This window comes from Devosia aquimaris, from assembly GCF_020169335.1.
In the GTDB taxonomy this organism is placed as follows: Bacteria; Pseudomonadota; Alphaproteobacteria; order Rhizobiales; family Devosiaceae; genus Devosia; species Devosia aquimaris.
Genome location: NZ_JAIEZN010000001.1, coordinates 2,007,640 through 2,020,901, shown reverse-complemented (window position 1 = coordinate 2,020,901; position 13,262 = coordinate 2,007,640). Strand labels below are relative to the sequence as shown.

Genomic DNA, 13,262 nt, shown 5'->3' with positions numbered 1-13,262 from the left:
TAGCGCGGCGTTTTGCGTTTGTCGACTCCAACTTTAGCCGCCTGCGCCCTGGTAATTGCGCAGGCACCAGCGCCAGTGGAGCATGGCGAGGCCCGCCATGGCGGGGCCGGCCAACACGCAGGCCAGGCCGGCGAAATCGCCCAGCATGGGCACAGGCTTGCCCAGGATGACCGAGACGGGCACCGTGCTGATGAAGCCGAGCGGGACTGCTGTCAGCAGGAGAACCTGGATGGGCAGCGGGAAGATGGTGATGGGATAGCGCGCCAGCTCCCAGAAGCCGAAGAAGATCGAATAGAGATGGCGCGAGCGGACAAAGACCATGGCGGTGGCGCCAATCATGGTCATCAGCGCGCAGACCACCATGGCGCCGCTGACCAGGGTAGCAATGAAATAAAGTGCCAATGGAAAGGACCAAGTGACTTCGACCTGTGTCAGCGCCCAGCCCATGAGGCCGATGGCCAGGGCGACATGGCCGGCATAACCGATGTTGAAGCCGGAGAAGACCAGATAGGTCCAGGTGCTGATGGGCTTGACCAGCAGCGCATCCATGGTGCCCTGGCGCACCAGATCCTCCATGACGCGGAACTGGGTGAAACTGAAGCTGGCGCCCGTGGAATAGGCCAGCAGGTGAAAGCTGAGCAACAGGGCGATCTCGGACCACGACCAGCCGCCCAGCGTGCCGAAGCGGGCGACGATGAGGGCAATGGCCGTGTACATGCTGCCGTAGGAGACGGCCTGGGAGACCCAGGACAGCACCAGGGCGCCGGGATACTCGAGCTTGGTGCGTACGAACATGCGCACCAGATGGGGGATGACGGCAAGGGTGCGGACCAGGGCCATGTCTCAGCCTCCCTGCACGATGAGGCGGTGGCGGGCGCGGGTCCATAGCCAAGCAAGGGCGCCAAGCAGGACCGCCAGCCAGACGAGGCCAATGGCAAAATAGAGCAGCGTCTGGCTCACATCGAGCCGGCCGAGATAGACCGCCGCCGGATAGTAGGAGACCCAGGCAAAGGGCAAATGGCCGGCAATCGCCGCCAGCCAGCCAGGGAAGAGCCAGAGCGGCACGAGGCCGCCCGAAAGCAGGGTCATGATGCTCATCAGGAACCATTCGAGCGCCGAGGCGGTCATCAGCCAGAACGCCGCAAGGCCAGCAAGGCTCGCCAGGGCAAACAGCATCATGAAGGACAGGGCCCAATAGCCCAGGAAGGCCAGGGCATGAAAAAGGCTGGCAGGTGGCACCATGCCATAGGTAAGTCCGGCGATGACAACGACGGGGAGCACAACCAGCAGCAGCTCGAAGAGGAAGTGGCCGATGTGGCTGGCCAGCAGGAAGGCTGGGTAATGCAGCGGCTTGAGCAGGTAGACCGCGACGTCGCCGGTCTGGATGGCGGTTCCAACATCGTGCAGCAGGCGGGCGAAATCCCAATAAAGGACGGGGCCGGCGATGATGGCGTAGGTGATGGCCTGGGGCAGGGTGACGCCATCGGTCATGGTGCTGGTGGCGGCGCCATAGACCGAGACCCAGATGGCGATGCGGGCAAAGATGAAGACCAAATCGCCAAAGGCCGCCGACCAGACCGCGCTGCGATAGGCCAGGCGCGACTGGAAGGCATTGACGGTGAAGGCCGCATAGGCCCGGGCTTTCATAGCGCTTCCGCCGCGCGCTGGGGCTTGGACTGGTAGAAGGTGCGGATCACCTCCTCGATTGCTGGCTCCTCCAGCGTCACGTCCTTGAGGTCATAGCCGCTGCCCAGTTCGGTGAGCACATCGAGAATGGAGGTGTCTTCGGCGTCGAGCAGGAAATGCTTGGCGGCGCCGTCGTCGGTGACGAGGCGGGCGGTAGTCAGGGTGATGGGGCCGGGATCGCTGCCGAATTCTAGGCGCAGGCGACGGCGCGAACCGAGCGCGGCGCGCAGGCGCGGTAGCTCGCCATCGAACAACAGTTTGCCGTCGTCGACCATGATCAGGCGCGGGCAAATCTCCTCGATGTCCTGCAGGTCATGGGTGGTGAGGATGATGGTGGTGCCGCGCTCGCGGTTGATCTGCGCGAGGAATTTGCGCACCGCATCCTTGGCCACGACGTCGAGACCGATGGTGGGTTCATCGAGGAACAGAATCTTGGGATCGTGCAGCAGGGCCATGGCGATTTCGGCGCGCATGCGCTGGCCGAGGCTGAGCTGGCGCACCGGGCGGTCGAGATAGTCGGCCATGCCCAGCATGGTGGTGAGGAATGCCAGGTTGTCGGCAAAGCGCGCCTCGGGCACTTCGTAGATGTGGCGATGCAGATCGAAGCTGTCGCGCACCGGCAAATCCCACCAGAGCTGGCTGCGCTGGCCGAAGACCACGCCGATTTCGGCGGCATTGGTCATGCGGTGGGCATGGGGCTCGCGGCCGAGCACACTGAGACTGCCGGCTGTGGGCACCAGAATGCCGGTCATCATCTTGATCATGGTTGATTTGCCGGCGCCATTGGGGCCGAGATAGCCAACGGCCTCGCCGGGCGCGATGGCAAAGGACACATCCTGCACCGCGCGCACCTCGGTGTAGTCGCGGCTGAACAGGCTGCGAATGGCGCCGCCCAGGCCGGGCAGGCGCTTGGGCTGGCGGAACGTCTTGGCGACGCCGCTGACTTCGATAATGGCCGACATGATGGGACCCCCGGTGGAGGACGATAGCCGATTCTTCCGCTGCAGCAAGCTGTTGTCAGGGCATGAAAAACGCCGCCGGCGATGGCGAGAGACGGACAGGATCGCCTCGCTGTTGCTGCTCTGGTGCATCCTCCCCGCTGCGGAGCGGCGCTGTCCGCTTCGTTGAACTCGATGTGCGCTCACTGGGCCAGTCGTCTTCGCCGCCATGCCCGGCGGTCACGCGGATGTCCGGAAAAGGGCCGGCAGGGCAGAGGCCGTCAGCTGACGTCGGCGATCCAGGGGCGGAGGTCGAAGGCGTCGTCGAGGTCCTCGGGACGGGCGTGGCGGCCCAGCGCGCGCAGCTCGGCCGGGGTCTGGCCGTAGCGGCGCTTGAAGATGCGGCTGAAATTGGAATGGTCGTCAAAGCCGTAGGCGGCGGCGATGGTGCCGATGCGGCGGGTGTCGTTCTCGTCGCTGAGGGCGCGGCGCACATGGGCCAGGCGCCGCTCGGTGATATAGGCCTCAACGCCCTTTTGCGGTTCGAACAGGCGATAGAGCGTCGAGCGCGAGACGCCCAGTTCGGCGGCAAGGCCGGCGATGTCGATCCTGCCGGCGGTGATGCGCGCATCGATGAGGCGGCGGACGCGCTGAAAGAGGAGGTCGCGCAGCGGCTCGACGGCCGCTTCGCCCATTTCCTCGACCGGCTCGAGCGCTGCTTCGTAGAGCGCGAGGGTTGCGGCAGCTGCGGCGGCGCCCGTGCTGAGCGGCATGGTGGGCAGGCGCTGGGCGAGGCCGATGAGATGATCGGCCAACATGCCGCCCAGGATGGCGCCGCGCGGACCCTGGGTCATGATTCCATGCGGGATCTTGCGCGACTTCACCAGGTCCCGAGGAACCAGCAGGGTGATATTGCGGGAGCGCAGCGACACGGTGGTGGTCTGGCGTGTCATGTCGAGTGTCACCAGATCGCCGGGGCGCACCGTGATGGGCCGGTCGTCGACGTGGCCGGTGTAGCCACCCTCGGTATAGACCTGGATCAATAGGTGATCGAGGCCATCGAGCCGGGCCTTCTCGGCACTGCGACTGAAGCAGGTGGGATCAAAGCTGCCCAGGCCCACCAGGATGTCGCCCAGATGAAACGTGTCATAGCTCGCCGCGAAGGGCTGGTCGGGTTGCGCGGGCGTAATGTCAAAGACCGGTGCGATGGCGGCCTGCCAACCAGCAAAGGCCTCTGACGCGGGGCGGTCCGCAGAGTTGAACGATTGGCGCGGCAGCAGGGGGGTGGGGTCTGTCATGAGACGGCAGCGCCCCGATGCTGCAGCCGTCCATGCTGGTTGAGACGGTCAAACCACAAATGGAATTTTGCTCTCATCACCGATCCTGCAAGCCCTGCTATCGACGCCGCCAAGGATGAATATCCGGTCTTAATAGGGGGATGCAGCGTGAACGGGAAACGGTTTTTGTGGCTTGGGCTGGTGGCGGCGCTGTGTGCGACCGGCAGCGCGCGGGCGCAGTCCAGTTCGACCAGCGAGGCCTATTGGAAGACGCAGGAATATCTGGCGGCCTATCAGCTCAACGCCATCGATGCTGCCAAGGCCTATGCGCTCGGGATTACCGGCAAGGGCGTGGTGGTTGGCGTGCTCGATACGGGCATCGATGCGCGGCATTCCGAATTCACCGGGCGGCTGAAGCCGGGGTTCGATCTCAACACCGGCAAGATCATAACCGGCCTTGAGAACTTCGAAAGCCCAGACACGGACTCGCCCACCGGGCTGAGCAACCACGGCACGCATGTGAGCGGCATTATCGCGGCCAATCGCGATGGCGTGGGCATGCATGGCGTGGCCTTTGACGCGCAGATCATCAACAGCGTCTATGACACCCGTACCGGCAACAGCGATGATATGTTCTATGAGAGCTGGCGTCGGCTGGTGGATAGCGGCGTGTCCATCATCAACAATTCCAGTGGCGTGAACGACTGTTCGCAGGCGGTCAATCCGCCCTGCAACGTCACCGACTATGACGCCGACTCCATCGCCGCGGCTCTGCCGAAGACCATCGAGGCGATGAAATATACCGCCGAAAAAGACGTGCTGATGGTGTTTGCCACCGGCAATGAAACCCAGACGTCGCCGGATGCTCTGGGCGGCATGCCCTATTGGGTGCCCGAGCTGCGCGATAATTTCCTGGCCGTGGCTGCCGTGGACAGCAACGGCAATCTGGCCGACTTCAGCAATCAGTGTGGCGTGGCGGCAGATTGGTGCCTGGCAGCGCCGGGCGTTGCGGTGGTTTCGGCGCTGCCGCTGGGCACGGGCAATGACGGCAGCAACTACGGCCCAATGGACGGCACCTCGATGGCAACGCCGGTGGTGACGGGCGTGGCCGCTCTGGTCAAGCAGGCTTTCCCGTTCTTTTCCGCCCATGAGATCCAGCAGGTGCTGCTGACCACGGCAACGGCAATGGGCGACAAGCAGAAGTTCGGCTGGGGCATGGTCAATGCCGGCCGGGCGCTGCAGGGTTATGGCCAGTTCATGAGCGAAACGGTGGTGAACACCGCCGGTTCGAACTCGACACTGTCCAACGCCATTTCGGGCACGGGCGGGCTCGACAAGCAGGGCGACGGCACGCTGACGCTGACCGGGGCCAATACCTATACCGGCGAGACCAAGGTGACCGGCGGGCAGCTCTCGATCAATGGATCGGTGGTGTCCAAGGTGACGATTGCGCAGAACGGCGTACTGCGTGGCGTGGGCAAGATCGACTCCTCGCTTTATTCGGCTGGCCGGTTGGCGCCCGGCAACTCGCCGGGCACGCTGACGGTCAACGGCCCGGTGACGATCGCTGCCGGGGCGACGACCTCATTCGATATCGATGGCACGGGGACGGGGAATGGCGCGGGCAATTACTCGCGGCTGATCACCACCGGCGCCAATGGCAGCATCAGCGTCAACGGCGTGATCGTGCCAGTGCTGCGCGGGATCACCGGCTCGGCGAGCAACACCTATGTGGCGCCGCTGGGTAGCCGCTATGAGGTGATCCAGGCCAGCACAGCCATCACCGGTGGCTTCACGTCGCTGACGCAGCCGACGACGGGCGGCCTGCCCAACAGTACGCGCATGGATGCGCTCTACAGCAGCCGCAGCATTGCGCTGGTGGTGACGCCACTGGTCTATGGCAATCTGGCCGCCAACGGGCTGGCAGCCGGGCCGAACCAGAATGCGGTGGGTGCGGCGCTCGATTCGGTGCGCCCGGCAGCGGGGCCGCGGACCAATGACGTGTTTGCCGCGCTTTATGCGACGACGCCCGAGGCACTTGTGCCGGCACTGAGCCAGGTGGCGGGCGAGGTGCATGCGGCGGGCTCGACGGTGATCCTGGAGCATGGCGGATTGCTGCGCGACGCGCTCAATGCGCGGTTTGCCCCTGGCGCAAGCGGGCAGAGTGCGCAGGGCTGGACGTCGCTGCAGGCGGTGGGCGGTTGGGCCGAAGGCAATGGCGGCGCGCGCCTGAACTGGAGCGAGCAGGCGTTGTTCGGCGGCGCGGACGGCATAGCAGTGGGCAATTGGACAGTGGGCTTTGCCGGTGGTGTCAGCCGGTCGTCGGGCCGTATCGATGCGCAAGGCGCGGGCATGCGCAGCACCAATGGCGACCTGGCCGTCTATGGGCAGACCACGTTCGGTCCGGTGAAGGCCAGCCTGGGCGCAGGGGTGACGCTGTCGGGCGTCGAGACCACGCGTGCCATCAGCTTTGGCGGCGTCAATTCGAGCATTGGCACATCCTATACGCGGCTGTCCGGCCAGGTGTTCGGCGAGCTGGGCTACGGGCTGGCGCTGGGCGACGTCGAGCTGACGCCATTCGTTTCGGGCGCGCTGGTGGGGCTGTCTTCGGCGCCCTATAGCGAAAGCGGGTCAGCTTTTGCGCTGAGCGGCACGCTTGCCGGGCAGACGCAGGGGATCACCGTGGCCGGACTGCGGGTGTCGACAGAAATTCCGGTGGGCGATGCTGCGCTTTCGGCCAATGCGATGGTGGGCTGGCAGCATGTGTTTGGCGATGCACAGGGCAGCGCCAGCCAGGCTCTGGCCGGCGGGCCGGCGTTCCGCACCGTCGGTGCAGGCGCTTCGCGCGATGCTGTGGTGGTCGACCTGGGGATCAACTACGCGCTGGGCAAGGGTGTGGCAGCGGGGCTCAGCTCGAGTGGCCGGCTGGGCGCAAGTTCAGGATCAGGTGCAGTGAAGGGCTCGTTCAAAGTGGCATTCTAGGCCGGCCTCGGTCCCGCCAGGGGTGTCCCGACATCCCGCACGCGGTGGTCGGCCTGGAGCGCCACAACGAGTTCATGCACGGAGGGCGCGGGCCAAGGCTCGCGCCCTTTGCATTTTGGGCCGATCAGCCGATGCGGCCGGTCGGGGCGGGTATTGAGGAACCCGGCCGCCGATTGGCTGGTGTCAGGGGGCCAGATATTCCCTGATCATGATCCGCGCGCGATGCAGCCTGGCCTTGACCTGTTCTCTGGTGAGGCCCTGGGACTGGGCGATCTCTGCAATGGTGCGCCCCTCGAGGTCGCGCTTGATCATGATGACCCGGTAGTGCTCGGGCAGGGACTGGATGGCCATGCCCAGATCATAACGGATCTCGGGATCTGGGCGCGCGGCCACTGCGGCGAGGCTTTCTGCGGCTGCGCGGCTCCGCAGGGCGGTGGTGGCCCAGTGGCCCAGGCGGTAGCACTCGCGCCGAACGACCATGAACAGCCAGCCCGACAAGGCGGCCGGGCTGCGCAGGGCGGTAACCCGACCCGCCAGCGCACTCATGGTCTCCTGGACAGCGTCATCGACGTCTTCGAGCCTGCAGTTGCGGCGGGCGTAGCGCCGGATGTCTTGCTGGGTGCATTCAAGCAGGCCCACGATGGCCGCATGATCGCCAGCCTGGGCGCGATGGACGAGATCCGCGCTGGTCTGTGCAGCCATGCGGCCCTTGGACATGGTCAATCCTTTGTGCGGCGCCCGACCATGGCGCAAGCGGGGCACCAGCCCAGCAGGCCGGTCAGCGCGAGGCCAAATCCTGCGGCAGCGGTGATGTAGCCTACGACGGGGATAGGCGCGAAGGCAAAGCCCCACACCACCATGACGGCGCCGGCAACGATGCGGGACCACTGTTCCCACTGATAGATGTTCTTGCGATAAAGCATCGCTCTCTCCTGCTTCATGCGGCCCCAAAGTGGGGCTGCTGAATGTTAAGAGGCGCGGGCGACGCAAAACGGTTCGCGGGTCGCTAAAGAAATGTGGGGCTGTCGCGAGTGGCAAGCCGGGGCGAGGTCCATCTGGCGCAGGTCCCCATCGCTGCCCCATTGCCGGTCAGGCCTGTTTTGCCTTCTTGTCGATCAGGACTGCCTGTTGCCATGGGCTTGGTGCCTTGTCGGTGCGGTGAATGCAGCCCACCCAGCAACAGGGGCGTTTGTTGCCCTCGACCAGTTCTTCAACGGTTCGGCGGATGCGCCGCTGCCGCGTGGTGGCCTGCTTGGCATCCTCCACCCAGCAGATGAACTCATTGCGGCCGAGCGGCGTCAGGTTTTCCCAGAGGGCCAGGATCGCCGGATCTGCCGTAATGGCGGCTTGAAGGTCATCAGCCGCCTGATGGACGGTGCCATGGGAAAATGCGCTGGTCATGGTGCCTCTCAGGCGGTCGGCGTTGTCGCGTGCAATAGGGTGGCAGAATGTGACGGTGCCGTCCAATCCTGGCAGGCGGCGCGATCTCATCCCGCCCGGTTGAAGTGATCGTAGATCAGCTGGGCCATGGCGCTGGAAATGCCGGGCACAGCCTGCAGGTCGGTGAGGCTGGCGCGGCCGACGGCCTTGGCGGAGCCGAAGTGGTTGAGAAGGGCCCGCTTGCGCGTAGGGCCGATGCCCTCGATTTCGTCGAGCGGGTTCCTCACCTGCTCCTTCTTGCGCTTGGCGCGATGGGTGCCGATGGCAAAGCGATGCGCTTCGTCGCGCAGGCGCTGGACATAATAGAGCACCGGATCGCGATGGGGCAGCATGAAGGCCTCTCGGCCCTCCATGAAGAATTTCTCGCGGCCCGCGTCGCGCTCCTCGCCCTTGGCAATGCCGATGAAGGTGACCTGCTTGGGCAGGTTGAGCTCGGCAATGACGCCGCGCACCGCGCTCATCTGGCCGGCGCCGCCATCGATGAAGACGACATCGGGCCAGTCGGGCATGCCGGTATTCTCGTCCTCGGCGTCGTTTTCGCTCTCGTTGGCCAGGCGGGTGAAGCGACGGGTCAGCACCTCGCGCATCATGCCGAAGTCGTCGCCGGCGACGATGTCGGATTTGATGTTGAAGGTGCGGTAGTGCTTTTTTGAGAAGCCTTCTTCGCCGGCTACCACCATGGCGCCGACCATATTGGTGCCCGAGATGTGCGAGTTGTCGTAGGTCTCGACACGGCGGGGCACTTCGTCGAGGCCAAAGGTCTCGGCCAGGCCCTCGAGCAGGCTGCGATTGGTGGCGCCTTCGGCGAGCTGACGGCCCAGCGCTTCCCGGGCGTTGTTGAGGGCGTGATTGACCAGGTCGCGCTTCTCCCCGCGTTTGGGCACTTCGATGTTGACCTTGCGGCCGGCGCGCGTCGAAAGGGCCTCTTCCATCAGGGCTGGTTCGGCGAGGTCATGGCTGACCAGAACCAGCCGGGCCGGCGTGCGGTTCTCATAGAACTGGCCGATGAAGGCCTCGAGCACCTCGGCATCGCTGAGGCTGGCGTCGGCGCGCGGGCGATAGGGGTAATTGCCCCAGTTCTGGAAGGCGCGGAAGAAGAAGACCTGGACGCAGAACTGGCCGCCTTCGTGGTGGATGGCAAAGACATCGGCCTCTTCGACCGATTTGGCGGTGGCATCGCCCTGCGACTGAATGAGGGCCAGGGCGGAGAGGCGGTCGCGAATGAGCGCGGCGCGCTCGAAATCGAGGGCCTCGGCAGCCTGGTTCATGTCGGCCTGCAGGTGATCCTGCACGCTGCGCGACTTGCCGGAGAGGAACTGGCGTGCGTCCTCGACCAGTTCGGCATAGCCCTCAAGGCTGATCTCGCGGGTGCAGGGGGCGGCGCAGCGCTTGATCTGGTGCTGCAGGCACGGGCGGGTGCGGGCGGCATAGAAGCTGTCACTGCAATTGCGCAGCAGGAAAGCCTTCTGCAGGCTCGCTATGGTGCGGCCAACGGCGGTGGCTGAAGCAAATGGGCCGAAGTAATGGCCCGGGCGACGCCGGGTGCCGCGATGCTTGGTCAGCTCGGGCGCCTCATGATCGGTGGCGATCAGGATATAGGGGAAGCTCTTGTCGTCGCGCAGCAGCACGTTGAAGCGCGGCTTGAGCCGCTTGATCATATTGGCTTCAAGCAGCAGTGCTTCGGACTCGGTCTCGGTGCGCACGAATTCCATGCTGACCGTGGCTGCGATCATGCGCTGCAGGCGGATCTCAAGGCCGTCGGGGCGCGTGTAATTGGTGACGCGGGCCTTGAGGTTCCTTGCCTTGCCCACATACATGACGGCGCCTTCGGCATCGAGCATGCGATAGACGCCCGGGGCGGCCGGGAGGGTGCGCACAAAGGCGCGAATAACCTCGGGACCGCTGGGCGGGGGCGATGGTGTCTGGTCAGTCATGAGCGCGGGGTTGGACCACGACGGGCGGGATAGTCAAGATGCTGGCCGCCGTCGAGCGCGAGCATCTGGCCGGTCATGGCGCCGGTCGAGAGCAGCATGAGCACGCCACGGGCTATATCGTCGGGGTCGGCATGGCGTTCAAGAGGCAGGCTGCGGACCTGGGCATCAAAGGCGGCCTGGTCTTGCCGGGCATGCGGCAGCACCGGCCCGGGCCCTATGGCATTGACGCGAATGCGCGGCGCCAGCGATTGCGCCAGGGTGCGGGTGGCGGTCCACAGCACGGATTTGGACAGCGTGTAACTGAAATAGGCCGGGGAGAGATGGAGAACGCGCTCGTCGATGATGTTGACGATATTGCCGCGAGCGTCATCTGGCAGCTGGGCCGCGAAGTCGCGCGCCAGGAAAAGCGGCGCCTCGGCATGGATGGCGAAATGCTCGTCCCAGAGTGTCTCGTCGAGGTCGCGGGCACTGTCCGGATTGAATAGGGAAGCATTGTTGATGAGCGTTGTGAGCGGCCCGAAAGGCGCAGCGGCGCGGGCGATGAGCGTGCGGCGTTGGGCGCGATTGGCCAGATCGGCCTGCACGATGTCGGCTGAGCCGCCCGCCTCGACAATGCCGTCGCAGACGGCCCGGGCTCCCTGCTCGTCGGAGCGATAATGCACCAGCACGGCATGGCCGCTCGCCGCCAGATGGCGGGCGATGGCGGCGCCGATGCGATTGCCGGCGCCGGTGACCAGCGCGACAGAGTGGGAGGGCTGGGGATCGGAATGATTCGTCATGAACGGACTGTGCACCTGATGGGCGGACCTTAGGCCGCTTTGGCGGGAGGTTTCAATGTGTGGCGGCCGCATCGGCCTTGCCCGGGCGGAGAGAGACTGGCCCAGCCCTGCTGCCAGGGATCGTCAGCATGTGGTGGAGGCCGCTACGGGGCACATGGTCAAGCCGCGCGGATTGCGCTAGCGCTAGCAGGCCCGGACCTGATGACAGGTCGTGGCGCCAGTAGGGTGGGGTCTTCGTCCTGTCATGTCGCTTTCCGCCGTTTCCAGCCGTGCCGACAATGTGGCGCGCGCCATTGCCTTGACGCTGTTCACTATTGCCGTATTCGGCGTCCAGGACGCCATCTCCAAGACGCTGGTGCAGACCTATTCGCCGTTCCAGGTGACGATGATGCGGTATTGGGGCTTCGGACTGTTCGCACTGTGGCTGGTGCGGCGACAGGCGCCCCTGCGGCAGGCCCTGAAATCGCGGGTGCCGATGCTGCAGTTGACGCGTGGCGCGCTGCTGATCATCGAGATCTGGTTCTTTGCCATGGCGCTCAAGAGCGTGCCGCTGGGGGAACTGCAGGCCATTTCGCTGGTCTATCCACTGCTGGTGACGCTGTTTGCCATTCCTCTGCTTGGGGAGAAGGTCGGCGTGTTCCGCTTCGTCGCGGTTGGCGCGGGCTTTGCCGGGGCGCTGATCATCGTGCGACCGGGCGGGTTGCCGCTCGACTGGGGCGTGGGTTTCGCCATGGCGTCGGCGACGCTTTATGCGCTCTATATCGTGATCACCCGCAAGGTGACCGAATATGACAGTGCCGCCACCAGCATGGCCTATAGCGGCATCATCGGCGTGCTGCTGTCGAGCGCGGTGGGCGTGTTCTTCTGGCAGAACATGGGTTGGACCGAACTGCTGATGGTGACGGCGATGATGGTGACCACGTGCCTGGGGCATGGTGTGATGATCTTCGCATTGTCCATGGCGCCGGCCAGCACCGTGCAGCCGTTCAACTATTTCTCGCTGCCCTGGGCAATCTTTCTCAGCGCGGCGATCTTTGGCGAATGGATCGACCCGGTGTCGCTGCTGGGTGCGGGCGTGGTGGTGGCGGCCGGGCTGGTGGTGATGGCCCGCGAACGCATCAAGCGCGTGCGCGTGGTGGAGGACCCTCTGTTGCCCGGCCGCGAATGATCAGGCGAAGTGGCGCGCGATCCAGACACCGCCCGCGGCGCTGACGCCGGTTAGCACCGTGCCCCAGGCCATGTCGACCGCGGCCACCAAGGGGGTGAAGCCCTTGACGGTTGAGAGATTGGTCAGGTCGTACGTCCCGTACGCAACAAAGCCCAGGATCGCGCCGAAGATCAGCGCCTTGACCACGTCGCCCTCGGCAGGGGCGGCGACCAGGAGCACCACGCCCACCAGATAGGCCAGGTAGAACAGGCCCGCGATGACGAGGTTTGGATTGGGCAGCAGCAGATCGCCGATCTCGCGCTGGTAGAAGGTCTTGCCCATGGTGGACAGCCAGACGAAGTCGAGCGGAAAGAAGATCAGCGCGCAGGCGCCGTAGAGAATGAGATATTTGGTCATGGCGGCGGCTCCCGTGTGTGCGACTGGTGCTGCTACGCGTGGGAGCGGCCACAGGATCACAATGCAGACACCGGGCCAGGACGCAAGACGCCGCCCCTTTTGAGGGCGGCGCACAAGCTCGAGACGGCCGCTTTAGTTGCCGACGCAGAAGTAGCCGTTGGGGCCGTTCACGCAGACACTGCCACCGGGACGGGTGGGATAGGTGGGATAGACCGGGTAGGGCCGCGGGTTCCAGTGGGGACGGCTCGGGCCGGGATTCCAGTGCGGACGGCTGGGGCCATGGTTCCAGCTCGGACGATCCCAATCATCGTCCCAATCATTGTGGCCACTGCGGCCGAGGTAGTTGGCCGACACCCAGCCATCGGGGCCGCGCTTTTCGACATAGCACCAGCTGCCGCGGCACTGCTGAACATCGACGCGTTCGCCACGACGGAGCGTGTCGACGACGCCATAGCCGGTACCGGGGCCGGAGCGGACATTGACGTTGCTGGTGGCATAGGCGGTGGCGGCAAAGGCGGAGCCGGCCGTTGCCAGAAGGGCCAGGGCTGCCAGGCCGCCTGCGGCGAGAGTCTTACTCAAAGCCATTTTCGATCTCCTGTAGCTGTTTGGCATCGCTGCCAGTGACCGCAGAAGACACCCCGGCGCCTGAACCCAAGCTGAAT

Annotated in this window: 13 protein-coding genes; 2 read left to right on the top strand and 11 right to left on the bottom strand. The window is 65.1% G+C overall.

All coding sequences use genetic code 11. The annotated features are described in order from the left end of the window. Positions 1 to 33: 33 nt before the first annotated feature. The 4 genes from K1177_RS09735 to K1177_RS09720 all read right to left on the bottom strand — a co-directional run bounded on the left by K1177_RS09735 (position 34) and on the right by K1177_RS09720 (position 3,922). Positions 34 to 840, bottom strand: coding sequence for an ABC transporter permease (locus tag K1177_RS09735; RefSeq protein ID WP_224703108.1), 807 nt, complete (start codon positions 838 to 840; stop codon positions 34 to 36). A 3-nt stretch (positions 841 to 843) separates the two neighbouring features. After that, the gene (locus K1177_RS09730) at positions 844 to 1,647 is read right to left on the bottom strand and encodes an ABC transporter permease (protein WP_224703107.1); all 804 of its coding nucleotides are present in this window, start codon (positions 1,645 to 1,647) and stop codon (positions 844 to 846) included. Beyond that, the gene (locus tag K1177_RS09725) at positions 1,644 to 2,648 is read right to left on the bottom strand and encodes an ABC transporter ATP-binding protein (protein WP_224703106.1); all 1,005 of its coding nucleotides are present in this window, start codon (positions 2,646 to 2,648) and stop codon (positions 1,644 to 1,646) included. The genes K1177_RS09730 and K1177_RS09725 overlap by 4 nt, the downstream gene beginning before the upstream one ends. Positions 2,649 to 2,905: 257 nt before the next feature. After that, positions 2,906 to 3,922, bottom strand: coding sequence for a helix-turn-helix domain-containing protein (locus K1177_RS09720; RefSeq protein ID WP_224703105.1), 1,017 nt, complete (start codon positions 3,920 to 3,922; stop codon positions 2,906 to 2,908). A 147-nt stretch (positions 3,923 to 4,069) separates the two neighbouring features. Between K1177_RS09720 and K1177_RS09715 the strand changes: the two genes are divergently transcribed. Next, entirely contained in the window at positions 4,070 to 6,883 is a 2,814-nt protein-coding gene (locus K1177_RS09715; protein ID WP_224703104.1) for a S8 family serine peptidase, read from the top strand. A gap of 183 nt (positions 6,884 to 7,066) precedes the next feature. Here the strand turns inward: K1177_RS09715 and K1177_RS09710 are convergent, their stop codons facing one another. From K1177_RS09710 to K1177_RS09690, 5 genes are all read right to left on the bottom strand, one after another. Then, positions 7,067 to 7,600 (bottom strand): RNA polymerase sigma factor, encoded by a 534-nt coding sequence (locus K1177_RS09710; protein ID WP_224703103.1) that lies wholly within the window; start codon positions 7,598 to 7,600, stop codon positions 7,067 to 7,069. A 2-nt stretch (positions 7,601 to 7,602) separates the two neighbouring features. Continuing rightward, the gene (locus K1177_RS09705) at positions 7,603 to 7,806 is read right to left on the bottom strand and encodes a YgaP family membrane protein (RefSeq protein WP_224703102.1); all 204 of its coding nucleotides are present in this window, start codon (positions 7,804 to 7,806) and stop codon (positions 7,603 to 7,605) included. Positions 7,807 to 7,972: 166 nt separating this feature from the next. Further along, a complete protein-coding gene (locus K1177_RS09700; protein WP_224703101.1) occupies positions 7,973 to 8,284 on the bottom strand; it encodes a YdeI/OmpD-associated family protein in 312 nt (103 codons plus the stop codon). Positions 8,285 to 8,370: 86 nt separating this feature from the next. Then, complete coding sequence (gene uvrC / locus K1177_RS09695; RefSeq protein ID WP_224703100.1) at positions 8,371 to 10,257, bottom strand: excinuclease ABC subunit UvrC; 1,887 nt, start codon at positions 10,255 to 10,257, stop codon at positions 8,371 to 8,373. Beyond that, a complete protein-coding gene (locus tag K1177_RS09690) occupies positions 10,254 to 11,036 on the bottom strand; it encodes an SDR family oxidoreductase (protein ID WP_224703099.1) in 783 nt (260 codons plus the stop codon). The genes uvrC and K1177_RS09690 overlap by 4 nt, the downstream gene beginning before the upstream one ends. A 244-nt stretch (positions 11,037 to 11,280) precedes the next feature. Here K1177_RS09690 and K1177_RS09685 point away from each other — a divergent pair, with 244 nt between their 5' ends. After that, positions 11,281 to 12,204 (top strand): DMT family transporter, encoded by a 924-nt coding sequence (locus K1177_RS09685; RefSeq protein ID WP_224703098.1) that lies wholly within the window; start codon positions 11,281 to 11,283, stop codon positions 12,202 to 12,204. Here K1177_RS09685 and K1177_RS09680 read toward each other — a convergent pair whose 3' ends face one another. Both K1177_RS09680 and K1177_RS09675 read right to left on the bottom strand, forming a co-directional pair. Then, the gene (locus K1177_RS09680; protein WP_224703097.1) at positions 12,205 to 12,600 is read right to left on the bottom strand and encodes a DUF2177 family protein; all 396 of its coding nucleotides are present in this window, start codon (positions 12,598 to 12,600) and stop codon (positions 12,205 to 12,207) included. Positions 12,601 to 12,732: 132 nt separating this feature from the next. After that, entirely contained in the window at positions 12,733 to 13,185 is a 453-nt protein-coding gene (locus tag K1177_RS09675; protein WP_224703096.1) for an SH3 domain-containing protein, read from the bottom strand. Between the last annotated feature and the right edge of the window lie 77 nt (positions 13,186 to 13,262).

Bases quoted from the DNA above. Each gene is read 5' to 3' on its own strand.
- K1177_RS09735 (WP_224703108.1), bottom strand. From the start codon at position 840: ATGGCCCTGGTCCGCACCCTTGCCGTCATCCCCCATCTGGTGCGCATG.
- K1177_RS09730 (WP_224703107.1), bottom strand. From the start codon at position 1,647: ATGAAAGCCCGGGCCTATGCGGCCTTCACCGTCAATGCCTTCCAGTCG.
- K1177_RS09725 (WP_224703106.1), bottom strand. From the start codon at position 2,648: ATGTCGGCCATTATCGAAGTCAGCGGCGTCGCCAAGACGTTCCGCCAG.
- K1177_RS09720 (WP_224703105.1), bottom strand. From the start codon at position 3,922: ATGACAGACCCCACCCCCCTGCTGCCGCGCCAATCGTTCAACTCTGCG.
- K1177_RS09710 (WP_224703103.1), bottom strand. From the start codon at position 7,600: ATGTCCAAGGGCCGCATGGCTGCACAGACCAGCGCGGATCTCGTCCAT.
- K1177_RS09705 (WP_224703102.1), bottom strand. From the start codon at position 7,806: ATGCTTTATCGCAAGAACATCTATCAGTGGGAACAGTGGTCCCGCATC.
- K1177_RS09700 (WP_224703101.1), bottom strand. From the start codon at position 8,284: ATGACCAGCGCATTTTCCCATGGCACCGTCCATCAGGCGGCTGATGAC.
- uvrC (WP_224703100.1), bottom strand. From the start codon at position 10,257: ATGACTGACCAGACACCATCGCCCCCGCCCAGCGGTCCCGAGGTTATT.
- K1177_RS09690 (WP_224703099.1), bottom strand. From the start codon at position 11,036: ATGACGAATCATTCCGATCCCCAGCCCTCCCACTCTGTCGCGCTGGTC.
- K1177_RS09685 (WP_224703098.1), top strand. From the start codon at position 11,281: ATGTCGCTTTCCGCCGTTTCCAGCCGTGCCGACAATGTGGCGCGCGCC.
- K1177_RS09680 (WP_224703097.1), bottom strand. From the start codon at position 12,600: ATGACCAAATATCTCATTCTCTACGGCGCCTGCGCGCTGATCTTCTTT.
- K1177_RS09675 (WP_224703096.1), bottom strand. From the start codon at position 13,185: ATGGCTTTGAGTAAGACTCTCGCCGCAGGCGGCCTGGCAGCCCTGGCC.